Below are 21,418 nucleotides of genomic sequence, written 5' to 3' on the forward strand. Positions count from 1 at the left end.
ACTCCTTGCACGCTCAACGATACTGCCCCGCGAGCGCAGACACCTGCTGGATATTCTGCGGCGTGATGAAGCCCGGCCCGGAGCTGATATTGCGCGCCTCATACACGGGCTTGAGCCCATAGTCCTTCAGGCGCTGCTGGAATTTCGGGTTCTGCTCGAGCACGGTGCGCGCTTGCAGCACGTCGTTGCTGTGGTTCTGGTGCATGATCGCCAGCAGCGCAACCGGGATATAACCCTGCAAATACGGCTGCTGATCGGTGCAGAACTTGATCGTGCCGTCCTTGATGCCGTTTGCGACGTCCGTGTCGATATCGAAGGTCGCAAACCAGATCTTGCCCGCAAGGCCGAGACTCTTCACCGCGCGTATCGTCGGGTCGGCCGAGGTCGGGCCGAGCGTGAGCACGGCCTGCGTGTTCGGGTGGTTGCGCAGATACGCGCTCACCTTCGATTCTATGCCTGTGGGGTCCGTGCCTGCATCGAGCACCGAAGTTTTCATGTTTGCGCCGATCGCGTCGGCAAAGCCGCGGCAGCGTTCGAACGAGAGCGGGTTCGTCGCGTAGTGGTTCACGCACAGGAAGGTCTTCACGCCGTCTGCTTTCGCGCGCAGCCCCGCTTCCTTGCCTGCGAGATATTCGGGCTGGCCCACGTGCATGAGCGCGCCAAGCTCGGCGCTCTGCTGCTCCGTGCCCGTATTCGCGGTGATAAAGGGAATGTTCTTCGACTTCAGGCGCGACACGGCACCCTTGAGCAGATCGAAATCCGCTATGGTCGTGACCACGCCGTCGTAATTGCGCGCCGCCGCCTGATTCACGAGCTGCACCATATCGGCAATATCGCCATTGGGCGGATTGCGGTAGTCGGTCTGAACATTGAAGTCTTCATCGGCCTGCTTGATGCCGTTCTTGACGGTGTTCCACCATGCATCCGAATCGGGCGCGTGCGAAATGAAGTCGAAATGGGCGACGGGGTCCGCGTGCGCCGCAGGGCTCAGCGCGAGTGCAAACAGCGTAGCCGCCAGCGGCAACACCTTCAGGAAAGGAACATTCACGGCTGTCTCCTAAGTTTCGTCGTTATCGTGCTGAATCATCGATTCGTATGCCGAATCATTCTGCGGCGAGTCCGAGATAAATCGTGCCGCCCTCGACCTTCACCGGATGTGTTGCGAGATTCACGCAGACCGGCGCTCCCTTGGCCGCGCCCGAGGGAATATGGAAGCGCCCCATATGCATCGGACATTCGATGATGTCGCCGAACACGAGACCTTGCGAGAGACGCGCCGTTTCGTGCGTGCAGACCCCTGCGGAAGCGTAATAACCCGTGGGCGTGTGATAGATCGCGTAAAGCTCGCCTTCGTGCTCGAACTCCATCACGTCCTCCTCTTCGAGTTCGTCGCTCGCGCACACTTCGTGCCATTGAAGAATGTTCATCGTCGTCTCCACCATCTGTTAGCGGGTAACCGAGCGTCATTGCGTATCGGCGGCAAAAGCCTTTGAAACCGCGTCCTCGCGCATCACGCCCGCCGTCTTGCCGGGCACCTGTGGCGTGACCATGTAGTCCGGGTCGTGGCGCTGCATGCGCAATACGTGCAGGATCTCGGCCCACGCGTCGAACACACCGTCATAGGCGGGCGGCAAGTCAGCCTCGATCGCCTTGCGCAATTTAGGCAGCGCATGAAACGGCACGTTGGGGAACATATGGTGTTCGACGTGATAGTTCATGTTCCAGTAGAGGAACTGCAGCACGGGGTTCAGCCGCAGCGTGCGGGTGGAAAAGCGGTGATCGAGTTCGTTCTCGCGCAGCCCGGTGTGCTGCGTAATGGCCAGCAGTTCGTGCAACCAGGCGCCGTATGCGCGAGGCAAAAGCAGGAACACCACCGGCAGCCCGCTATGCGCAACAAAAGCCCACACGCCAACGCCCACGTAGAGCGCGAGCATGACCCGCGAATTGCGGCGCATCGCCCGATATTCGACCACGGGCACCACGGCCTTCGCGCTCCTCGTGACGATGCCGAGGCTGTGCAACACGATGTTGCCGAGATGATGGATGCCGTGCGAAATACGCAGGAAATCGGTGGCGAGCTTGAGGTAATTGGGCGGGCGCTTGACGGCAATTTCAGCGTCGGCGGGCACCGTGGCCGTGAGGTGCGTATAGGTGTGATGCTGCGCATGCGACCAGCGGCTATAGATCTGCTCGCGCCACGTCATGAAGCAGATGACCCAGTGCACACTCTCGTTGAGCCACTCGCTCCTGAACGGCGTGCGATGACGCAACTCGTGTTCCATCGCCTCGGCGAACGCGTAGAACGTGCCGTAAAGCAGCAAGGCCGGAATGCACCAGAGCGTACCCAAGGAAAACCAGGCGAGCGCGCCGGTGGCGAGCACGAGCGCCATGAAGCCGCCGAAATACATCAGGGCAACCCTGTCGTTGCGCCGCGTGACCTCCTTGAGCACCTTGCGGTCCAGCGGACAACGGTACCAGTCGTCCATCGTGATGACCTGTGGCGAGCCTTGCTGTGCGGACATGAATCGAACTCCCGTGCATGACGTTGAACGCTGATGAGCCGCTTTGAATTCGCTCATCGCTGAGGCGAATTACAGGCTCTAAATGAGCCATCGTCAAAGGCTAAAATGACTCATTTTGAGCACTAAAGGGTATTCACCTAAAACACCAGCGCGTGAAAACGTTCTCCACGTGGAGATATAATTAAAATATCGCATCTAATGACTCATTTTGAGGCAAAATGCGGTCATGCTCACCCGCCGCCGAGATCAGATGAAAAGCCGCCCCACGCTGAAGCAGTTGATGGAACTCACGCAACTGAGCCGCGCGACCATCGACCGGGCGCTCAACGACCGGCCCGGCGTGCACCCGCGTACGCGCAGCGCTGTGGAAGCGGCACTCAGGCAACTGGGCGCGGGTGACGATCGGGCGTTGCCCGTGGCCTCGCGTGCAGGGCCCGACGCGCTGCGCGTGCGCCTGCTCCTGCAGGCCGGCGACGCGTTCACCGCAGAGCTCACGCGCACGGCAGCGAGCCTCGAAGCCGAGTTCGCCGCTGCGGGCGTCACGCTCGACGTGGTCAACTGCGTAGGCGCCAGCGACGAGGACGTCGCGCTGCGTGTGCGTGAAGCCGGGCAAGGGGCGGACGCCATCGGCATCATCTGCACGAACACGCCGCCCATTACGTCGGCGTTGCGCGCATGTATGGCGCGCGGCCTTGGCGTGGTGACGCTCATCACCGACGTCGACGCCGACGCGCGCCACACCTACGTGGGCGTGAACAACCGCGCCGCGGGCCAGTCGGCTGCGTTCCTCGTTGGCCGCCACCTGGAAGGGCGGCCCTCGCCTTCCGTGGCCGTTGTGGTCGCAACGTTCTCGTACACCTGTCACGAAGACCGCGAGATCGGCTTTCGCTCGCTGTTGCGCCAGCGCTTTCCCCACGTGAATGTCGTCGAAGTGATCAAGGGCGCCGACTCGGGCGCGGCGACCTACGAGGCCACGCGGCGCTGCATGGAAATGCACGGCGCGCTCGACGGCATCTACAACGTGGCGGGTGGCAACGAAGGACTCGCGGCGGCGCTGCGCGAGCGCGGACTTGCGGGCCGCACGCTCTATGTCACGCATGAGGTGAACGCCGTGACGGAGCCGCTGTTGCGCGCAGACGTGATCGACTATCTGCTCTCGCAAGATTTGCGTTTGCTGCTGCGCACAGCCGTCGAACAGATGCGCCAGGCGGTGGCGGGCGGCACGCCCCCTGCGCAGGCGCTCGTGCCAATCGAAACGTATTCGCGCTATTCGCTCCCCTGAAACAGCCGCACCGCGCACACTGCGCCGCCTGTTGCACGTCTTGTCCGTTTACGATAGTTTATGCTCGTTTTTGCTCGATTCAAAAGGGCAAAAGCGAGCAAGCCGACACACAAACGGGAGCCGAACCCTATGCAACGAACTCGCCAGGCGGCCATTGAAAGCCTGCTCCCCGACGAGCGCGAGCGCCTGATCCTCGAAAAACTGCGCGCCGAGGGCCGCGTGCTGGCCGCCGAACTCGCCGCGCAACTCGACACCTCTGAGCACACGATCCGGCGCCATTTGCGCGATCTGGCCGAGGCGGGCCACTGCAAGCGCGTGTACGGCGGGGCGCTGCTCACCTCACCCTCCAACAAGCCCGCCTCCGTGCGCATGCGCGAGCAGTTGCCGGCCAAGGCGCGCCTTGCGCGCGCCGCCGCCGCGCTCGTCAAGCCCAACCAGGTGATTCTGCTCGACGCAGGCTCGACCAACGTCGAGATCGCGGCGGCGCTGCCCGAAAATGCCGGCCTCACGGTCATCACGACTTCGCCGCAGGCCTGCGTGCGCCTGCTCGAGCGCCCGGGCATCGAGGTCATCCTGATCGGCGGGCGCGTGAGCGCGCAGGCCGCGGGCGCGCTGGGAGCGGCGGCCCTCATGCAAGTTCAGAGAATCAAGGCCGATCTCTGCTTTCTCGGCGCATGCGCGCTCGACCCTCAGGAAGGCGTCGCCGCATTCGATGCAGAGGATGCCGAAATGAAGCGCGCCATGGTCGCGGCAAGCGGCCAGATCGCGGCGGCGGTCACCACCGAAAAGCTGATGACGTCGGCGCCGTTCGTCATCGCGCCCTGTGCTTCGCTCGACTATCTGGTCGTCGATGCCGATGTGCCGAAACTCCATCTGAAGCAGCTAAAAGCCGCATGCGGCGACGTGACGGTGGCGCGATGAGACCGCTGCGCGAACGTTACGCCACCACCGCCGTCTTTCTGGCGAACGGCTTCGGCATTGGCGCGTGGGCCGTCGAGGTGCCGCGCGTGAAGGACAAGTTGTTCCTTGGCGACTCGCTGCTCGGCGTCGCGCTCTTCGCCTTCGCGCTGGGCGCCATCGTTGCCATGCCGCTTGCGGGGCGGCTCGCGCCGAAGTTCGGCAGCGGCCGCGCGACCGCCCTGCTCGGCGTGCTGTTCGTCGCCGCGTTCCCGCTACCCGCGCTCGCGCCCAACGCGCCACTGCTGTGCGCCGCGTTGCTGCTGCTCGGCGCGCTCAATGGCGCACTCGACGTTTCCATGAACGGCCACGCCAGCGCTATCGAAAAGGTGTGGAGCGCGCCGATCATGTCGTCGTTCCATGCTGCGTGGAGCGCGGGCGGTCTGGCGGGCGCGGCAGTGGGCACGGTGCTGCAGAAAGCAGGCTTCGGCGTCCTAAGCGGTCTCGCGCTGCCCGCTATTCCCATCGCCGTGCTGATCGTCGGCGCGGCGCTGCTCTCGCTGCGCGACGTGGGCACGCGCCCCAAGGCTGCGTCCGGCAGCGGCTTCGCGCTGCCGCAGGGGAGCGTCGTGAAGCTCGCCGCGCTGGCGTTCCTTTGCATGGTGACCGAGGGCGCTATCGCCGACTGGAGCGCCGTGTACCTGCGTTCTGCCTTGCCCGCTCATGCCGATAGCGCGGGCATTGGCTATACAGCGTTCGCGTTCGCCATGGCGGCCTGCCGCATGGTGGGCGACGCGTTCGTGCGGCGCCTCGGCGCGGTGCGCGTGGTCGCGCTGGGCGGCCTGCTCTCGGCTGCGGGACTCGCGGCTGTGCTCGCCGCGCCTGCGCTCGCTACGGCGGTTGTGGGGTTCATCTGCGTCGGCATTGGGCTCGCCAATGTGGTGCCGGTGATTTTCAGCGCCGCCGGGCGCACCACCGATCCGCCCGTTACCGGTGTTTCGATGGCGGCCACCGCCGGGTACGCGGGCTTTCTCGTGGGGCCGCCGATCATCGGCTTTGGCGCGGGGCTCGTCGGGTTGCAGCTAGCGCTTGGCGTGCTGGTGCTCGCTACGCTCGCGGTGTGCTTTGCGGGCAGCCGTGCGGTTCGCGATGTAGATATGTCGCGCGACGAATCGGCAACGCATGCGCAGATGAACAGCAATGCGCGTGACGCGGACCGCATTGAGGCGGAGTGACCTGCGCGCATCGAATTTCAGCACAAGATCCGGATATCCCCAGCCAACCGCCCTACGTAGACTCGATCCCGAAGTTCAAACCACCGCATCCAGCCGATAACGGATCGATCTTCGGGACATCTACGATGGGCAGCACGCCGGAAAACGCCGCCTCACAGCACGTCGTCGTCAATCTTTCGCATGCGAGTCTCGCAGCGCAATTCAGCGAGCAGATGGCCATTGCGGTCATCCCCATCGTCGCCGTGGTGGCGCTAGGCGCTTCCGCACAGCAAAGCGCCTCGCTGCAGGCCATCAATACGCTGCCGTTCCTGCTGCTCTCGCTGCCCGCCGGCCTCGTTGCCGATCGCAGCCGGCGCAAGCCGCTCATGATCGCAAGCGAACTGCTGCGCGCCGCCGCCCTTTTCGTGCTGTTCGCGTTGTTCCATGCGCGCGTGCTTTCGCTCTACACGCTCGGCACACTGGGCTTCGCCATCGCGACGGGCACCGTCGTGTTCAGCGTGAGCGCGCCCTCGCTCGTCGCAACCATGGTCGAAACGGGCGACCTGCTTACCGCCAACCGGCGGCTCGAGATCGCGCGCAGCATCGCCTATACGGCGGGGCCAGCCGTGGGCGGTATCTTTGCGGGCTGGGCGTCGGGCGTGTTCGCGTTTCTCGCGGCGTTCGCGCTGTCGCTCGCCAGCGCATGGTTTCTCGTGCGCCTGCCCACCGAGGCGCCGCGCCCGCGTTCGCGACGCGCGCTCACACACGAGTTATTCGACGGCGTGCGGTTCATCGCGCGCAGCACGCATCTGCGGCCGATCGTGGCGACGGCCTTCGTCTTCAATACGTCGTGGTATCTGTTGCTCGCCGTGTTCGCCTGGTACGCGATACACCGGCTCGCGTTCGCGCCATCGGCCGTGGGTGTTGCGCTTGGCGTGTACGGCTTCGGCATGGTGGGCGGCGCGTTTCTCTACAAGCTCATCGCAAAGCGTCTCGTCTTCGGAAGGCAAATTCTGCTCGGCCCGCTGAGCGCCGCGCTTGCCTCGCTGCTCATGGCAAGCACCGCGCTCACGCATTCGCGCGCCACCGTGTTTCTAGCTTTCTTTCTTTTTGGCTTCGGGCCGATCGTCTGGACCATCTCGACCACGGCGTTGCGCCAGGTCGTCACGCCGCGCGATCTGATCGCGCGCGTCTCGTCGGTCATCATGACGGCGACACTCGGCGCGCGCCCGCTTGGCGCCCTGCTCGGCGCGTTCCTGAGCACGCGGCTTGGCATGAACAGTTGCCTCGTGGGCGCGGCGTGCGGATTCGCCATGCAACTCGCGATCATCGCGTTCTCCGCGCCCGCGCGGCTGCGCTCGATCGAAGGTCTCGACGCAGCGCATGCAGACACGCGCGAAGCGAAGGCAATGACCTTCGCGACTGAGAACCATCAACAATAAGGCGGCCGAAGCCGCCCCTTATGCCTTACTCGTTCGAACCGTCGAATTCCACCACTTCGACCCAGTTCGCGCCCTTGCCCACCGGGTACTTGCCAAGCTCGTGCAGCGCGCCGCTCTTCGCATCGATACGGTAAGCGCTCAGCGTGGGCGAGAGCTGGCCCACGGCAAAGAGGTATTGGCCCGAAGGATCGATATTGAAGCCGCGCGGCTGCTTTTCCGTGGCATACGTGCCAATGCGCGTGAGCTTGCCCGTTTCCTTGTTCACGCGATACGCGCCCAGCGTGCTCGACGTGCGCTCCGAGATATACAGGTGGCGGCCGTCGGGCGTGAGGTGCACGTCGGCGCCCCACGGCTTGTCGCCGGAGAAGTCAGCGGGCAGGATCGAGATCGTCTGGATCGGCTTGACCGTATTGTTCGCCGCGTTGAACGCGAGCACGTGCAGTTTGCCGTCGAGCTCATCGATCAGATAGACGAAACGCTGGTCCGGCGAAAACTGGAAGTGGCGCGGGCCGGAATCCTTGGGCAGCGAGTAGGCGGGCTGCGCGTCTTCGGTGAGCGCGCCCGTCGCGGCGTCGAACTTCAGGCGCAGCCATGCGTCTGCGCCGAGCACCGAGGCGAACGCATAACGGTTGTCCGGCGAGGTGCGAATGATGTGCGCCATCGGGCCCGTCTTCACGGTTTGCAGCACGTCGCCCGCCACGCCGTTTTCGGCGATGCGGTTCACCGCCAGCAGATTGCCGCCGTACGAAGCGGAAAGCAGATAACGGCCCGTGCCGTCGGTGGACACATAGGCCATGCTCTCCGCGAGCGGCGCGCGCCCGAGTTCGACGAGGCGGCCATCGAGCGGATTCACCGCGAAGCTCACCACGCGATACGGCTTCGAGCGCAGCGCCGCATACAGGCGATGATGATCGGGCGAGAACGCCATCGGCATGACCGTGCCGCCCACCGGCACGGTTTCGACCGAGGCCAGCGCGCCGCTTTGCGCGTCGAGCCGGAACACCGAAATGTCCTGGCTATCGGCGTTCGACACGTACACGTAGTTAGCCGCGTGCACGGCCACCGATGCCGCGAGCCCGAAAACAGCACCCACCACGCCGCGCAAGATTGCGTTCTTCTTCATCAACTCTTTTTCCGTTTGTTAGTTCTATTAATCAGCTTCGCACTCGCCTGCCTTCACGCAAGCGCGCCAACGCGAAACACCGAAACCGCTTCCTTCATCGATTGCGCCTGGTGCTCCAGCGCGCTCGCCGCGGCGGCCGCCTGCTCCACGAGCGCGGCGTTTTGCTGCGTGACCTGATCCATCTGGCTCACCGCCATGCCGACCTGCTGGATACCCGTGCTCTGCTCGGCGGTGGCCGTCGTGATCTCGGCCATGATGGTGGCGACGTTGCGCACCGAGTTCACGATCTCGTTCATCGTCTCGCCTGCCTGCGCGACGAGCGCGTTGCCATTGCGCACGTCTTCCATCGAGGCGCCGATCAGTTCCTTGATCTCGCGGGCGGCGCCCGCGCTGCGTTGCGCGAGCGTGCGCACCTCGCCCGCGACCACGGCGAAGCCGCGCCCCTGCTCGCCCGCGCGCGCCGATTCCACGGCGGCGTTGAGCGCGAGAATATTGGTCTGGAACGCGATGCTGTCGATCAAGCCGGTGATCTCGGCGATCTTCTGCGAGCTGGCGCTGATGTCCTGCATGGTCTGCACGGCGCGCCCCACCACGTCGCCGCCGCGCTGCGCAAGATCGGCCGCGCCCGTTGCGAGCGTGCTGGCCTCGGAGGCGTTCGAGGAGTTCTGCTTCACGGTGGAGGTGAGTTCCTCCATGCTCGCGGCCGTTTCTTCGAGCGAGGCGGATTGCTCTTCCGTGCGGCTCGACAGATCGAGGTTGCCCGCCGCGATTTCGCGCGCGGCCGTGTGGATTGCATCGCAACTGTCGCGCACGCCGGCCACGGTGCGCGAAAGCCCTGCCTGCATCCGGCGCATTGCCGCGAACAGCAGGCCAATTTCGTTGCGGCCCGCTTCGGGCACGCGCACCGTGAGATCGTTCGACGCGATGCGGTCGAGCACCGCCGCCGCTTCGGCGAGCGGGCGCGACACGATGCGCTGCAACGCGAAATGCGTCACGACGACGAGCGCCAGCGCGATCGCCACACCGACGCCCACGAGACTCACGATCCACGCGTAGCGCGCGTTGCCGTCTTCGAGCGTTGCCTCGGCGAGCGCGTTGGCGAGCTTCTGGAACTTCTCCACGTTCACGGAATAGGCCGCGCCCGCTGCGGTGATGTCGGTGTCGTTGACCGCCACATAGGCCGCTGTGTCGCCGTTGCGCAGCGCGTCGGTCGCGCGCGTGAGCGTGTTGGAAAGCTGTGCGGCGGAGTCGAGCAACTGACGTTTGAGGTCCGCGTCCATGCCGTCGAACGCCGGGGCGTTGGCGAAGGCCTGCGTTTCGCTCACCGAAAGCTCGAAGCTTTTGGCAGCGCTGGTCAGCGCGGAGTCGCGCGTGGCCGTGTCGTTGCGTTCCTTGAGCGCGCTATAGCCGCGCACGAGCGCCGAGCGCGTGCGCGTGGTGTCTTTGTAGGCGTCGTTGACCAGAATGGTCTGGCGCGCGATTTCGTGCAGGCGCTGGGCGCTGGCGTTCGACTCCCGCAGCGAAAACACGCCCGCGAAGCCGCCGATCAGGATCATCACGCCAAAGATCACCAGCACTGCAAGGAGGCTGGCTCGTACCGTCGTGTTGCGCATGTTGCTTCAATCCCCGGTTTCCATGGTGTTCTTCTTTACGGCTCAAACGCCGGAGTCTTGAGGGTGTGCCCGCCATGTTGTCCAACAACTTGGGCATATCATCCCATCATCACGCGCTTATCCTGAAATTCGAGTTTACCCTGAGACCCACTGAAGAGGCACACAGTTCGGTTGCCTCGGCTTCCTGGGCAATGTACGATTGGCTCTGACAACCAGCCACGATGTCAAACAACTTGCTGACAACTGGCTGAACAGGCCGCGGAGCAGGTCCGCACCCGGAACGCGCTTGACGTAAGTTCAGCGCGTTCCTGCATAAGTAGATGCGGCGCGCATGAGGCGCGCCGTCAGGAGACAGCAGATTCAGGCCGCCGCCTCGCTCACGTTGCGCGGCCCGGGTCTCGCGCACGATAGAGGTCGATCCACATGTCGTTGAGCCGCACCGCCACGCAGTCCTATGTCGCCAGGCGCACCAGGGTGCGCTACCTGATCCTCTCGCTGATCTTCATCATCACCACGCTCAACTACGCTGACCGCGCCACGCTCTCGGTCACGGGTTCGGCCATGCGCGCCGAGTTCGGTCTCGACGCCATCCACATGGGCTACATCTTCTCGGCGTTCAGCTGGGCGTATGTGCTCGCGCAGGTGCCCGCGGGCTGGGTGCTCGACCGCTTCGGCGCGCGCCGCGTGTACGCGGGCAGCATCTTCCTGTGGTCGCTCTTCACGCTGCTGCAAAGCTCGATTGGCCTGCTCGGCAGCGCGAGCGCCGCCATCGCAGGCCTCTTCGCCCTGCGCTTCGCGATGGGCGCGGCCGAAGCGCCCGCCTTCCCCGCCAACGCGAAAGTGGTGGCGAGCTGGTTCCCGGCGAAGGAGCGCGGCACGGCCTCGGCCATCTTCAATTCGGCGCAGTATTTCGCGGCCGTGGTGTTCACGCCGCTCATGGCGTGGCTCACGCACGCGTACGGCTGGCATCACGTGTATATCGTGATGGGCGTGGGCGGCCTCGTGCTGGCCTTTGCGTGGATCAGGTTCATGAAGAACCCCGCCGATCATCCGGGCGTGAACCAGCAGGAACTCGAATACATCGAGGCGGGCGGCGGCATCGTGAACGGGCATCAACGCACGGCGCGCGCGGAACGCAAGGCACGCAAGGGCGCGAACTGGGCGGTCATCCGCCAGCTGCTCGGCAATCGCATGCTGCTCGGCATCTACCTCGCGCAGTACTGCATCAACGTGCTCACGTACTTTTTCCTCACGTGGTTCCCGATCTACCTCGTGCAGGCGCGCCACATGACCATCCTGAAGGCGGGGCTCGTTGCTTCGCTGCCCGCCATCTGCGGGTTCCTCGGCGGCGTGCTGGGCGGTGTGGCGTCGGACGCTTTGATTCGCTCGGGCCGCTCGCTCACTGTGGCGCGCAAGGCGCCGATCGTCGGCGGCATGATGCTCTCGTGCTGTATCGTCGGCTGCAACTACGTGAACAGCGACTGGATCGTGGTCGCGCTCATGTCGCTCGCATTCTTCGGCAAGGGGCTGGGTGCACTCGGCTGGGCCGTGATCGCCGATACCGCACCGCGCGAAGCCATCGGCCTCTCGGGCTCGATCTTCAACATGTTCGGCAATGTGGCCGGCATCGTCACGCCGATCGTGATCGGCTATGTGCTGGCCGAAACCGGTTCGTTCAACGGCGCGCTCGCCTTTGTCGGCGTGAACGCGCTCGTCACGGTGATCAGCTATCTCGTGATCGTGAAGGACATCAAGCGCGTGGAATTGAAGGCCGCCTGAAGCGGCGGCGCGTTATGGCTGCTCGTGGGCCCGCCGCGCCAGCGCGCGGGCCGCGACAATAGCGGCCGCGAAGCCGGAAGCCGCGCCCACCAGCAAGGCCCAGCGCGGCCCCCAGTGGTCGGCGATCCATCCCACGATCGGCGCGCCGATGGGCGTGCCACCGAGCGCCACGGCCAGGCGGATCGCCAGCACGCGGCCGCGCATGCCAGGTTCCGTGGAAAGCTGCATGAGGCTGTTGGTTTCGGTCGTGAACGTGAGCGCCGCGATGCCGATCATGACGAGCGCGCCGCCGAACCACCAGTACCCGGGCGCAACAGATGCCAGCACACAGCCCACCCCGAACGCCGCCGCCGCGAACAACAGCGAGACGAAACGCGGATGGCTGCGGCCCGCGCCGAAGAACGCGCCGCTCATGGTGCCCACCGCCATCAGGGAAGAAAGGAGTCCGTAGCGTCCCGCGTCGGCGTGGAAGACGTTCACGGCCATCGTCGAGATGAAGATCGGAAAATTCAGCCCGAAGGTGCCGATCAGAAACAGCATGACGAGGATCGCCCGCAGGTCGGGGCGCGCCCACACGTAACGGAATCCCGCGGCAATCCCGCCCTTCGCGGGCTGCTTGCGCTTCGCTGAACGCAGTTCGTCCACGCGCAGACGTGTAAGCGAGATCAGCACGGCGACGAACGAAAGGCCGTTGAGCAGGAAGGCCCAGCCCACGCCCACCGATGCGATGACGAGCCCCGCCACCGCCGGCCCGATCATGCGCGCGGCGTTGAACGAGGTGGAATTGAGCGCAACGGCGTTGGAGAGATCGGCGTCACCGACCAGTTCCGAGACGAAGGTTTGCCGCACCGGCGAATCGAATGCCGTTGTGCAGCCGAACAGGAACGCGAACACATAAACCTGCCAGAGCTGCACGAGCCCTGTGACCGTGAGCACGCCTAGTGCAATGGCCAAAGCGCCTAGCAACGCCTGCGTGAGCATCAGCAGCTTGCGCTGGTCGAAGTGGTCGGCGGCGAAGCCCGACCACGGCATGAACAGCATTTGCGGGCCGAACTGCAAGCCCATCACGATGCCCACCGCCGCCGCGCTGTGATGCGTGAGGCCGGTGAGCACGAGCCAGTCTTGCGCCGTGCGCTGCATCCACGTGCCGACGTTCGAGACGAGCGCACCCGCCGACCACACGCGATAGTTGTAACTCTTGAGCGAGCGAAAGAACCCCGAAGCAGGAGCGCCCATGTGAGCCCCTCGCCTTAGTCGGCCACGAGCCGCTTGAGCAGGTCGACTGCGGCGGCTAGCTGCTGTTGCTCGGCGCCGGAAAGGCGCGTGTCGATCCTGCGCGAGAGCCAGTCCTGACGCGCGGCCCGCCCTTCTTTGAGCCACTCGCGAAAGGCGTGGGTGAGCGACCAGAGCGTTTGGCGCCCGTCGTTGGGGTCCGGTGCGCCGCTGATATGCCCCGCCGCCTCGAGCGGCGCGATGAGCGTGCCCATCGACTGCGGGCGCATACCCTCCGCGCGCGCGAGGCTCGACACCGTGGCCGGCCCTTCGCGTTCGAGCCGCAGCAGTACGGCCATCTGCGAAGGCGTGAATTCGCCGAGGATCGCCTGCTCGCGAAAACGGCGGCGCAGTTGCCCGACGAGGGCGCGCAGGTCGCCGGCAAGCGACGCGGCGAGGTCGGGAGGGGGCGTTTTGGCGCGATCGGTCATCCCCGCATTCTAGGAGATATGAAGGTAAACTGCAAAGATAACCTTCATATCTCCGAGTCCAGGCTGCAGCGAGGTTGGTTTGGGGGATGCCTGGCGGGGTATTGCTTTATGTCACCTGAGAAACGTTGACGCGACCTGTGTCGTCGGTTGCGTTCGGCCACGGGCAATTGAATTCATTCATTTCGCCGAGTTCGCGCTTCCGCTCGACGGTGACATGCGGGGAATTGCCGGATACATAGAGGTCTTTTCTGGCGATCGTTTTTCCGGCCATGCAACCGAAGCCGCGCCCCGCATTGTCGAGTATCTGAACACGCTCACGCGCACCGCTAACGCTGCTGGGCGCGCAACCGTTTTCAAATTTTGCAGATCGCGGGGGCACATTTCTGGACGCGGTTCATGTCGTTATCCTTAGTAATTCAATCACACAAAGGCATTCGTGCAGGGAGTTGCTCGCCAGGCACGGCAACGCACATGTTGTTGTCATTGCGACACCGCGCTGAGTTTGAATTGGCGGGAAATGTACAAATTCAGGCGGCGTAGGTCAAGTTTCGATGTGTGTAATGCGCGTAAATACAGGGAGGAGACCGCATAGCCATTCAAGGAGACACCCGCATGACGAAGTGCAATCCAACCTGGCGTGCCATTCGAAGCGCCGCCATCAGCACCTGCGCACTCGCCGCTGTATCTGTTGCACATGCCCAAAGTAGCGTCACGCTGTACGGCATTGCCGACGCCCAGATTCTCTACACGAACAAGACCTTCAATCTCGCCACGGGTGCCAGTGAAGGTCATCAGTTTTCCCTTCAGAGCGGCGGCGAAAGCGCGACTCGCTTTGGCGTAAAAGGGACTGAAAATCTTGGTGGCGGGCTCGCAGCCATTTTCAACCTCGAAAGCGGCATCGATATTGCCAACGGTGGACTGGGTGACTCTAACGGCGAGTTCTTCGGCCGCCAGGCGTGGGTTGGCCTGGTCGGCGGCTTCGGCACAGTCACCGCCGGTCTTCAATACTCTCCGTTCCTGCTTTCGATCTTTGCGACCGATCCACGGGACTTCAAATATTTTGGCAGCGGACTCGTCAACTACGTTGACAACGTCGTCGTTACTGGCCTCTTCAACGCCAATTCAATCATGTACGCGTCACCCGAGATTGCGGGCGTCCAGGGCCGTGCCATGTACGCCTTTGGTGGCTCTCCTGGCGACTTCAAGGCAGGTCAGCAGTATTCCTTCGGGCTTTCCTGGCATGCTAGCGGCTTGCTGCTCAGCGCCGCGATGTATAACGGCAACTCAGGCGGGACCGCAGCCACCATACCGAACCCAAGTACCGTCGCTTTCGTCGGCCGGAACATCGGAGCAACTTATTACTTCGACCGCCTGTCTATCAAAGCCTCCTACACGCTCTACAAAGTCGCTGGCTCCTTCGACAACCGCGTGATCGCCGGCGGCCTTGCGTATACGCTCACGCCCTCCCTCTCCATCGACGGGGGTGCCTGGTATACCCGCGACGGCAATGACTCAAGCAATCATTCAATCCTCGGCTCGCTCGGCGTTGACTACTCTCTCTCCAGGCGCACAACTCTTTATACGCAGGTCGCTTACGCTAACAATCACGGGCGCATGAATACAGGATTAGCAATCAACGGGGCGCTCTTTGGCGTAACAGGGTCACAGTTCGGCGCCGATGTTGGCATTCGACACCTGTTTTAATATTCGATTTCTCACGCTGCTGCGGCCTTACCCCGAGGCTTCCCAACTTGAGCCTGCCATGCCCTACGCGCGCCATGCGTCGGGCAGGCTTCGCCGTGGCGCCCGCTATTATCGCCAGTCTGCTGATGCGCCGACGTAACCGGCCAAACACGCTGGCCGCCGATGACCGGTGCGCGGCACTCTCATGCTGACGCGCCGTGCATCGATGCAGTGATTCCGCGAATCGCTGTAAAGCCGATACCGAACCGCATACGCTCTGGTATTCCTCGCGGCCAATCCTGCCATCGAGGATGACGGTCAATCCCGACGCGCGGGCCATGTCGATGATGTCCATTTTGATCTCCTGTTTAGGTGCCTTTCCTGTCATACCGCGGGCAGGCGCCGGTTATTCCCCATCCGTACAGGAAAACGACCATCACTTGTGCAGCAGCAGTCGATTCATCGAATCACGCCCACGCTATAAACAGGAATCCTTTTCGAACGGATTCTTCACATGCATGCCTTGACGGCCAGCCGACACGATCTTTGGCTGGCGTCCTCTTTGCCGGTCCTCCAGCCAGCGGAAAAACTGGCGCGTAAAGTACAAATTTGGGCGGCGCCGGTCAAGTTCCGGCGGCGAAACTGCGATGGAATAGACACCAGAGATTGCACATCGGCTTGTCTCGATGCCAATCCTGTTCCTCATCCCCACTGGAGACACTTTCCATGAACGCAGAAGTCGCACAAGCCCTCAATGATGTTTCCGCAATTGACACGGTGCATATCGGCGGACAATCCACGCCGTGGCTCCCCTTTGCTCCGATCAACGACAAGATTCACCTCAAGTATTTCCGGATCAACCCTGTCACGGGCGAAGTGGTCTTGCTTATGAAGGCGGCCAAAGGCGAAGGCGCGCATATCCACCGGCATACCGGCACGGTGATGGTCTACACGCTCAGCGGCCGCTGGAAATACGACCAGCACGACTGGATCGCAGAAGCCGGTGACTTTGTGTTCGAGCCCTCGGAGTCGTCGCACTCGTTCACGAACCTCTCCGACGACGACAACGGCATGGCGCTCGTCGTCTCGACCGGAGAACTCCACTTCCTGGATGAACAGGGCAATGTCACGCACGTCGAGACGTGGCGGACCGCTTTGAACCGCTACCAGGCCTATTGCAGGAGCCATGGGTTGCCTGAAGTTGACCTGATCGGCTGTCAGGGCAGCCGCTGAGCAGCACGCCTTCTCACGGAGGTTGCGCCTATGGCTCACCTCGCACCCTCCGCGCCGGCCGAATCCATTGAAGCCCTGAAGCTGACCTGTGGACCGCATGCCGATACCGCACTGGCTGCGGGGCCGCGCAGCGGAGAGTGCGTCCTGCTGCTCCATGACTGGCCGGAATTCGCCGACTGCTGGCGCGACATACTGGCCGCTCTCTGCGCTGCGGGATACCGGGCCGTCGCAGTGGACCCGCGCGGCTATGCTGAAAATGCCAGGCCTACGAATATTGCGCTCTACACCGCGGCTCATCTCGACTTGGACGCACTTGCGTTCGCTGATCAAATCGGGGCGACACCGTTCCATCTGATCGCGCACGACTGGGGCCGCTCTCCTCTCTATACGTTATATCCATCACCTGTCATTCATGTCTTCTCACTCCCTGAACGATAGCCAGCCGATTGCTCGCGTCATGGTGGCCGGCACTGGCGTACTCGGCGCGCAGATCGCCTTTCAATGCGCTTTCTCCGGCGTCGATGTTGTTACCTACGATGTCGACACTGGCTGCCTCGAACGCGCGAACACGAGATTTGATCAGCTCGGACACATTTACGCTGTGGAGCTCGGCGCCACACGCGCACAAATCGAAGCCGCGCGGGCTCGCATCGTGGGCAATATCAATCTTGGTTCTGCCGCGGCGCACGCCGATCTTGTCCTCGAAGCCATCCCCGAAGATCTCGCGACCAAACAGTCGTTCTACCGCGCGCTGTCTGCCTGCGCGCCGGCCGCCACCATCTTCGCGACTAACTCGTCGACGCTCGTGCCGAGCCAGCTTGTCAGCGTCACGGACCGCCCCGAGCGCCTGCTGACGCTGCATTTCGCCCACGACGTCTGGAAGCACAACATCGCGGAGATCATGGGCCACGCGGGCACCGACCCTGCCGTATTCGGGCGCGTGGTGCAGTTTTCCCGCCGTATTGGCATGGTGCCGTTGCCGCTGCGCAAGGAGCAACCGGGTTACCTGCTGAATACCATGCTTATTCCGATGCTATTGGCGGCACTCGGCCTGCTCGTCAACGATGTCGCCGACATACAGACGATCGACAAAGCGTGGATGGTTGCGAAAGGAGACTGCATCGGACCCTTCGGCATTCTCGACGGAATCGGCATGACGACCGTGTACAACGTCACCCGCGCACTCGCTGAACGCACCGGCGATTCCACTCATCGTCGCATTGCGGAATACGTGAAGACGCATTTCATCGAGACGGGCAATCTTGGTGAGTCAACGGGGCGCGGGTTCTATCGGTATCCTGATCCTGACTTCCTGGATCCCGCGTTCGTCTCAGCTTGAACTGCCAGCCAGGATCGCTATTCGTCGGCGCGTTCGCGGTCGGTCCCGCGGCACGTTGCGCGCAGCTGTCGGGGTGTCATGCCCCGCAGCCGCTTGAATGCACGGCTAAAGGCACTCTGCTGGGAATAACCCAGCATTTCGGATATCTCCGCAAGTGGCAGGCTGGATTGCTGCACATACTTGACCGCGAGGTCTTCACGAACTTCGTCCCGAATTTCATCGAAGCTCGTCCCGGCTTCCGAGAGGCGGCGTTGCAGAGTCCGCGGGGAAATTGCAAGCGCTCGTGCAATCGCACTCAGCGAACTGTCCGTGAACGGCAAAAGTGCCCGAATCACCGCTTGGGTGCGCACAACCCAGAGCGCCTCGATTTGCGCCCTTTCTCGCCGCAAATGTGCTTCGAGCACGCGATGTGCGTTACGCCGAAACTGCGTAACCGGGCGCGTCATCGTGTCATGGTCCAAAACAATCGCGTTTCTATCCTGGTCGAATCTCAGGGATGGTCCAAACGTACGCAGGTGCATCGAGCAGTCCGCCGGCGCAGCATGACGAAACTGCACGACTTCCGGCTTCCAGTCTGTGCCACAAATCGTCCGCAAATACCGCACACCGTTGGCAAGCCCCAATTCGATTGCCTGCACCTCTCCAGACCCAGCCGCATTCTCAAGGTCGTAAGTCAATACCATTCCTTGTTCATCGCGAACCGCCCTTACCGATGACATTGACGTATGGAGCACATAAAACTCGGCAAGCGTTTCCATGGCCTCGCCAACGGTACGCATGCCCTGCATCATGACAAGTATGGGCCCCAGGACCGCCAGGCCCTGGTACTCGGAGAGCCTCAGTCCGAAGTCCCGGCATTGTGTGATTTCAGCAGCGAGCGAAAGGAAGCGCAGTACCTGTGCGCCTCGAATTGGCACGTCAGTGGAACGCAGCGCAAGCTCCGGCAAATCCGCTCGAGTCACCACCAACTCGGGTCGGACGCCGAGCGCTTCGAGTAGAGCGGCAGCTCCCGTCAACACGACACTTGGTAGGTAGCCTTGCATTCTATGTACAGGTAGTCACTTGCGACGGGGCACTGTGGGAAGAGGTTCATATGCGGGTCGCGAAGACCGGCCTTGATTTTGGTATTTTCCCTCAAACGCACCACGCGCGGAACATGCCTGACAGTAGCCCGCAGCCGCGGTCACAAAACGCCAGCGCCCCGGCATTAACGGGGCGCTGGCGCAGTGCTTGTGGAAACGTTCATCCGGGCAAGCGGTGTCGCGTATCAATTGTCTGGCGCGATGGGTCGTTGCGGCGCCGGATCACCTTGAAACTCGCGAAGCACCGTGACGGTTGGCTCAAGAGCCGAAGAAGATAGTGCAAAAGCTAACCGGTCCGACGCAGGTCGACGGATCGGACGGCGTCTTTTCTTTTTTGATGTGGCCCGCGTCGCTCGTGCCTGTCATGGCGGCACCCATGCCGCTGTTGCTGTTCTGCTGCTGGGGCTCGGCGGCTTGCCGTTCAGCGTCCTGGGCGGCAGCCTTCGCCTGCGCCGCCTGGATGTCGTCCGGATAGTTCGCGTCGTCGCCAGCCGACGGATTGTATCCGGCCTGTTCGAGCCTGATGAGATCGGCGCGCACCTGCGCTCGGGTGAGCGGCACGGACGCGGACTGCGCAAAAGTCACGGTGGAGCTGACGAGCGCGCAAAGCGCCAAAGCCAGCAGGGCGAGCTTTTTCATGATCAGAACTCCTTCCCAAAGCGTGCAGAAACTGGCAGATCCGACGCAGGTCGACCGTTAGCCTGCGCGTCGATTGCAACGCCAGATTCAGAAAAAATTATCAGGGAAACATTCATGGTTCGCTTATTCAATTTGGACTCCGATTTAAATAAGATGAAGTGACCAATCCAATGGCCCAGAACGTCAGACACTGTGGCGTCCGTTTCTCCGCTCACTTTCAGATGAGAGGACTGAAACGCTGCAGTCGTCATCGGGCTTGCCCACGCCAAGGTATACCGGGAACAGGTACCGCTTATTCCCACAGCTGACACAGGTGCGAGAGAAAAATTTATTGGCGAGTGCGTCGCCTTCGTTCGCCCAAACGCGGTACGTCGTTGGAATAAACCAGCCCGCTCTCCGGTATTGCTGTTGGACGCCAGCTTTGCTCAGGTGCGGAATAAAAGTTGTGCGCCGACGGTTAAACCTCTCGACGGGCGCGGATGCGTCACAGCGACAATTCGGGTCCGGAATGAACGATCTGACTCCTCTCAGGCGCTTTGAAACCCTGGTAATACCTCACATGAATTCCGCGTACAGCGTCGCAAGGTGGCTGACCCACAACGACCAGGATGCACAGGATGTCGTTCAGGAAGCGTACATCAAGGCATTCCGGTTCATTGGCAGCTTTCAGGGTACGGATGCGCGCGCCTGGCTGCTGACCATCGTCCGCAATTCGTTCTACACGTGGTATCAGCACAACAAGAGCCGGGCCTTCGAATCGCAGGTATTCGAGGAAGCCGCATATGAATCGGAGCCAGACGACGAAGGTATCGAAAGTCCAGAGGTTCTGGTCATGCGCGATCAGGACCGCAAGCAGGTCATCAAGGCGCTGAGCATGCTGAGCCTCGAACATCGGGAGATCATCGTGCTGCGGGAGATCGAGGAAATGACCTACAAGGAGATTGCGGGCATTGTCGGCATTCCAATGGGCACGGTCATGTCCCGTCTTGGACGGGGGCGTCAACAGCTTGCCGCGGTCCTTGCAGGAATGGGCCAGGAGGCATGATGGATCACGGGAAAGCGTTCGAACTGCTACCGGGTTACATCGACAACGAACTCACCCTCGGTGAAACGGTAGAGTTCGAGCATCATCTTTCCGGCTGTGCCGTGTGTCACTGTGTGCTGGCTTCGCAGCGGCGGGTAAGTACGTTATTGAAAACGTCCAAGCTCCAGTTCACCGCGCCGGCCGAACTGCGAGCGCGCATCAAGAAGGAACTGTATCCGCGCGAGTCCCTTTTCCAGCGTCTTGTGGATTGGCTGCCTTCGTGGAAAGAAGGCGGCAGGTCTGGCCGGGCCGCAACTGGTGTAATGATCATCAGCGCAGCGGCATTCATGGGAAGCGGGATGCTTTATCTGGCTGCCCCCTCCTCCGACGTCCGGCTTAGTCAGGAGTTTGTCGACAACCATGTGCGCTCGCTACAACTGAATCACCTTATCGATGTCATTTCCACGGATCGACATACGGTCAAGCCATGGTTCGAAGGGAAGATCGATTTTGCGCCACCCGTACTGAATCTGGCGCAGGATGGCTATCCTCTTGTTGGCGGGCGTCTCGATTATCTCGACGGCCGCACTGTGGCGGTCATGGTCTACCGCTACAAGCTTCATGCAATCAATCTCTACGTGTGGCCCGGCCACGACGCGGGAGACAGTGCGAAGGTTCATGAGCAGCAGGGCTACCATATCGCTCACTGGACCGATGGACGGATGAACTATTGGGCCATTACGGACGCCGGAAAGAACGAACTGTACGGATTCGTCAAAAGCCTGAGGGCGCAAGCTGGTTCGTGAACGGAACCCCCGAGACCGTGAGCATCGATGAAAGCGG

21 protein-coding genes are annotated in these 21,418 nt (G+C 62.5%); 11 read left to right on the top strand and 10 right to left on the bottom strand.

Annotated features, from left to right (window positions below; all coding sequences use genetic code 11):
- Positions 1–13 precede the first annotated feature (13 nt).
- Genes U5A57_RS28515 through U5A57_RS28525 form a run of 3 tightly spaced genes read right to left on the bottom strand, consistent with a single transcriptional unit; the run spans position 14 to position 2,522 of the window.
- Entirely contained in the window at positions 14–1,048 is a 1,035-nt protein-coding gene (locus tag U5A57_RS28515) for a sugar ABC transporter substrate-binding protein (protein ID WP_415774671.1), read from the bottom strand.
- A gap of 55 nt (positions 1,049–1,103) precedes the next feature.
- Positions 1,104–1,427 carry a non-heme iron oxygenase ferredoxin subunit gene (locus tag U5A57_RS28520; protein WP_321914982.1) on the bottom strand — a complete coding sequence of 108 codons (324 nt, stop codon included), beginning with the start codon at positions 1,425–1,427 and terminating at the stop codon, positions 1,104–1,106.
- Between the two features lie 36 nt (positions 1,428–1,463).
- Complete coding sequence (locus U5A57_RS28525; protein ID WP_321914984.1) at positions 1,464–2,522, bottom strand: fatty acid desaturase; 1,059 nt, start codon at positions 2,520–2,522, stop codon at positions 1,464–1,466.
- Between the two features lie 250 nt (positions 2,523–2,772).
- Between U5A57_RS28525 and U5A57_RS28530 the strand changes: the two genes are divergently transcribed.
- The 4 genes from U5A57_RS28530 to U5A57_RS28545 all read left to right on the top strand — a co-directional run bounded on the left by U5A57_RS28530 (position 2,773) and on the right by U5A57_RS28545 (position 7,357).
- Positions 2,773–3,804, top strand: coding sequence for a LacI family DNA-binding transcriptional regulator (locus tag U5A57_RS28530; RefSeq protein WP_321914985.1), 1,032 nt, complete (start codon positions 2,773–2,775; stop codon positions 3,802–3,804).
- Between the two features lie 129 nt (positions 3,805–3,933).
- Positions 3,934–4,725, top strand: coding sequence for a DeoR/GlpR family DNA-binding transcription regulator (locus tag U5A57_RS28535; RefSeq protein ID WP_321914986.1), 792 nt, complete (start codon positions 3,934–3,936; stop codon positions 4,723–4,725).
- Positions 4,722–5,936 (top strand): MFS transporter, encoded by a 1,215-nt coding sequence (locus U5A57_RS28540; RefSeq protein WP_321914987.1) that lies wholly within the window; start codon positions 4,722–4,724, stop codon positions 5,934–5,936. The genes U5A57_RS28535 and U5A57_RS28540 overlap by 4 nt, the downstream gene beginning before the upstream one ends.
- Positions 5,937–6,061: 125 nt before the next feature.
- Complete coding sequence (locus U5A57_RS28545; RefSeq protein WP_321914988.1) at positions 6,062–7,357, top strand: MFS transporter; 1,296 nt, start codon at positions 6,062–6,064, stop codon at positions 7,355–7,357.
- 25 nt (positions 7,358–7,382) lie between these two features.
- On the opposite strand, the gene U5A57_RS28550 is transcribed toward U5A57_RS28545, so the two are convergent.
- Together U5A57_RS28550 and U5A57_RS28555 are read right to left on the bottom strand one after the other, a co-directional pair.
- On the bottom strand, positions 7,383–8,480 hold the full coding sequence (locus U5A57_RS28550) for a lactonase family protein (protein ID WP_321914989.1): 1,098 nt from the start codon (positions 8,478–8,480) through the stop codon (positions 7,383–7,385).
- Positions 8,481–8,533: 53 nt separating this feature from the next.
- Complete coding sequence (locus U5A57_RS28555; protein WP_321914991.1) at positions 8,534–10,093, bottom strand: methyl-accepting chemotaxis protein; 1,560 nt, start codon at positions 10,091–10,093, stop codon at positions 8,534–8,536.
- A 423-nt stretch (positions 10,094–10,516) separates the two neighbouring features.
- Between U5A57_RS28555 and U5A57_RS28560 the strand changes: the two genes are divergently transcribed.
- Complete coding sequence (locus U5A57_RS28560; protein ID WP_321914992.1) at positions 10,517–11,872, top strand: MFS transporter; 1,356 nt, start codon at positions 10,517–10,519, stop codon at positions 11,870–11,872.
- A 12-nt stretch (positions 11,873–11,884) separates the two neighbouring features.
- Here U5A57_RS28560 and U5A57_RS28565 read toward each other — a convergent pair whose 3' ends face one another.
- The 3 genes from U5A57_RS28565 to U5A57_RS28575 form a co-directional block, all read right to left on the bottom strand.
- A complete protein-coding gene (locus tag U5A57_RS28565; protein WP_321914994.1) occupies positions 11,885–13,108 on the bottom strand; it encodes an MFS transporter in 1,224 nt (407 codons plus the stop codon).
- 14 nt (positions 13,109–13,122) lie between these two features.
- Positions 13,123–13,575, bottom strand: coding sequence for a MarR family winged helix-turn-helix transcriptional regulator (locus U5A57_RS28570; protein WP_321914995.1), 453 nt, complete (start codon positions 13,573–13,575; stop codon positions 13,123–13,125).
- 106 nt (positions 13,576–13,681) lie between these two features.
- A complete protein-coding gene (locus tag U5A57_RS28575; RefSeq protein ID WP_321914996.1) occupies positions 13,682–13,846 on the bottom strand; it encodes a hypothetical protein in 165 nt (54 codons plus the stop codon).
- Between the two features lie 371 nt (positions 13,847–14,217).
- On the opposite strand from U5A57_RS28575, the gene U5A57_RS28580 reads away from it, so the two are divergent.
- The 4 genes from U5A57_RS28580 to U5A57_RS28595 all read left to right on the top strand — a co-directional run bounded on the left by U5A57_RS28580 (position 14,218) and on the right by U5A57_RS28595 (position 17,830).
- Positions 14,218–15,279, top strand: coding sequence for a porin (locus U5A57_RS28580; RefSeq protein WP_415774116.1), 1,062 nt, complete (start codon positions 14,218–14,220; stop codon positions 15,277–15,279).
- Positions 15,280–15,984: 705 nt separating this feature from the next.
- Entirely contained in the window at positions 15,985–16,491 is a 507-nt protein-coding gene (locus U5A57_RS28585; RefSeq protein WP_321914998.1) for a 2,4'-dihydroxyacetophenone dioxygenase family protein, read from the top strand.
- A gap of 30 nt (positions 16,492–16,521) precedes the next feature.
- Positions 16,522–16,929, top strand: a complete 408-nt coding sequence (locus U5A57_RS28590; protein WP_321914999.1) for an alpha/beta fold hydrolase — start codon at positions 16,522–16,524, stop codon at positions 16,927–16,929.
- A complete protein-coding gene (locus U5A57_RS28595; protein WP_321915000.1) occupies positions 16,904–17,830 on the top strand; it encodes a 3-hydroxyacyl-CoA dehydrogenase in 927 nt (308 codons plus the stop codon). The genes U5A57_RS28590 and U5A57_RS28595 overlap by 26 nt, the downstream gene beginning before the upstream one ends.
- A 17-nt stretch (positions 17,831–17,847) precedes the next feature.
- Here the strand turns inward: U5A57_RS28595 and U5A57_RS28600 are convergent, their stop codons facing one another.
- Positions 17,848–18,873, bottom strand: coding sequence for an AraC family transcriptional regulator (locus U5A57_RS28600; protein ID WP_321915001.1), 1,026 nt, complete (start codon positions 18,871–18,873; stop codon positions 17,848–17,850).
- 297 nt (positions 18,874–19,170) lie between these two features.
- Positions 19,171–19,551 carry a DUF4148 domain-containing protein gene (locus U5A57_RS28605; RefSeq protein ID WP_321915003.1) on the bottom strand — a complete coding sequence of 127 codons (381 nt, stop codon included), beginning with the start codon at positions 19,549–19,551 and terminating at the stop codon, positions 19,171–19,173.
- A 508-nt stretch (positions 19,552–20,059) separates the two neighbouring features.
- On the opposite strand from U5A57_RS28605, the gene U5A57_RS28610 reads away from it, so the two are divergent.
- Together U5A57_RS28610 and U5A57_RS28615 are read left to right on the top strand one after the other, a co-directional pair.
- Complete coding sequence (locus U5A57_RS28610; protein WP_321915004.1) at positions 20,060–20,596, top strand: sigma-70 family RNA polymerase sigma factor; 537 nt, start codon at positions 20,060–20,062, stop codon at positions 20,594–20,596.
- Positions 20,596–21,381, top strand: coding sequence for an anti-sigma factor (locus U5A57_RS28615; protein WP_321915005.1), 786 nt, complete (start codon positions 20,596–20,598; stop codon positions 21,379–21,381). Before U5A57_RS28610 ends, U5A57_RS28615 begins: the two co-directional genes overlap by 1 nt.
- The last annotated feature ends 37 nt before the right edge of the window (positions 21,382–21,418 follow it).

Source organism: Paraburkholderia sp. J11-2 (genome assembly GCF_905220185.1).
Classification (GTDB): Bacteria; Pseudomonadota; Gammaproteobacteria; order Burkholderiales; family Burkholderiaceae; genus Paraburkholderia.

Excerpts from the sequence above, each read along its gene's own strand:
- U5A57_RS28520 (WP_321914982.1), bottom strand. The coding sequence starts at position 1,427 with ATGAACATTCTTCAATGGCACGAAGTGTGCGCGAGCGACGAACTCGAA.
- U5A57_RS28525 (WP_321914984.1), bottom strand. The coding sequence starts at position 2,522 with ATGTCCGCACAGCAAGGCTCGCCACAGGTCATCACGATGGACGACTGG.
- U5A57_RS28530 (WP_321914985.1), top strand. The coding sequence starts at position 2,773 with ATGAAAAGCCGCCCCACGCTGAAGCAGTTGATGGAACTCACGCAACTG.
- U5A57_RS28535 (WP_321914986.1), top strand. The coding sequence starts at position 3,934 with ATGCAACGAACTCGCCAGGCGGCCATTGAAAGCCTGCTCCCCGACGAG.
- U5A57_RS28540 (WP_321914987.1), top strand. The coding sequence starts at position 4,722 with ATGAGACCGCTGCGCGAACGTTACGCCACCACCGCCGTCTTTCTGGCG.
- U5A57_RS28545 (WP_321914988.1), top strand. The coding sequence starts at position 6,062 with ATGGGCAGCACGCCGGAAAACGCCGCCTCACAGCACGTCGTCGTCAAT.
- U5A57_RS28550 (WP_321914989.1), bottom strand. The coding sequence starts at position 8,480 with ATGAAGAAGAACGCAATCTTGCGCGGCGTGGTGGGTGCTGTTTTCGGG.
- U5A57_RS28555 (WP_321914991.1), bottom strand. The coding sequence starts at position 10,093 with ATGCGCAACACGACGGTACGAGCCAGCCTCCTTGCAGTGCTGGTGATC.
- U5A57_RS28560 (WP_321914992.1), top strand. The coding sequence starts at position 10,517 with ATGTCGTTGAGCCGCACCGCCACGCAGTCCTATGTCGCCAGGCGCACC.
- U5A57_RS28565 (WP_321914994.1), bottom strand. The coding sequence starts at position 13,108 with ATGGGCGCTCCTGCTTCGGGGTTCTTTCGCTCGCTCAAGAGTTACAAC.
- U5A57_RS28570 (WP_321914995.1), bottom strand. The coding sequence starts at position 13,575 with ATGACCGATCGCGCCAAAACGCCCCCTCCCGACCTCGCCGCGTCGCTT.
- U5A57_RS28575 (WP_321914996.1), bottom strand. The coding sequence starts at position 13,846 with ATGGCCGGAAAAACGATCGCCAGAAAAGACCTCTATGTATCCGGCAAT.
- U5A57_RS28585 (WP_321914998.1), top strand. The coding sequence starts at position 15,985 with ATGAACGCAGAAGTCGCACAAGCCCTCAATGATGTTTCCGCAATTGAC.
- U5A57_RS28590 (WP_321914999.1), top strand. The coding sequence starts at position 16,522 with ATGGCTCACCTCGCACCCTCCGCGCCGGCCGAATCCATTGAAGCCCTG.
- U5A57_RS28595 (WP_321915000.1), top strand. The coding sequence starts at position 16,904 with ATGTCTTCTCACTCCCTGAACGATAGCCAGCCGATTGCTCGCGTCATG.
- U5A57_RS28600 (WP_321915001.1), bottom strand. The coding sequence starts at position 18,873 with ATGCAAGGCTACCTACCAAGTGTCGTGTTGACGGGAGCTGCCGCTCTA.
- U5A57_RS28605 (WP_321915003.1), bottom strand. The coding sequence starts at position 19,551 with ATGAAAAAGCTCGCCCTGCTGGCTTTGGCGCTTTGCGCGCTCGTCAGC.
- U5A57_RS28610 (WP_321915004.1), top strand. The coding sequence starts at position 20,060 with ATGAACGATCTGACTCCTCTCAGGCGCTTTGAAACCCTGGTAATACCT.
- U5A57_RS28615 (WP_321915005.1), top strand. The coding sequence starts at position 20,596 with ATGGATCACGGGAAAGCGTTCGAACTGCTACCGGGTTACATCGACAAC.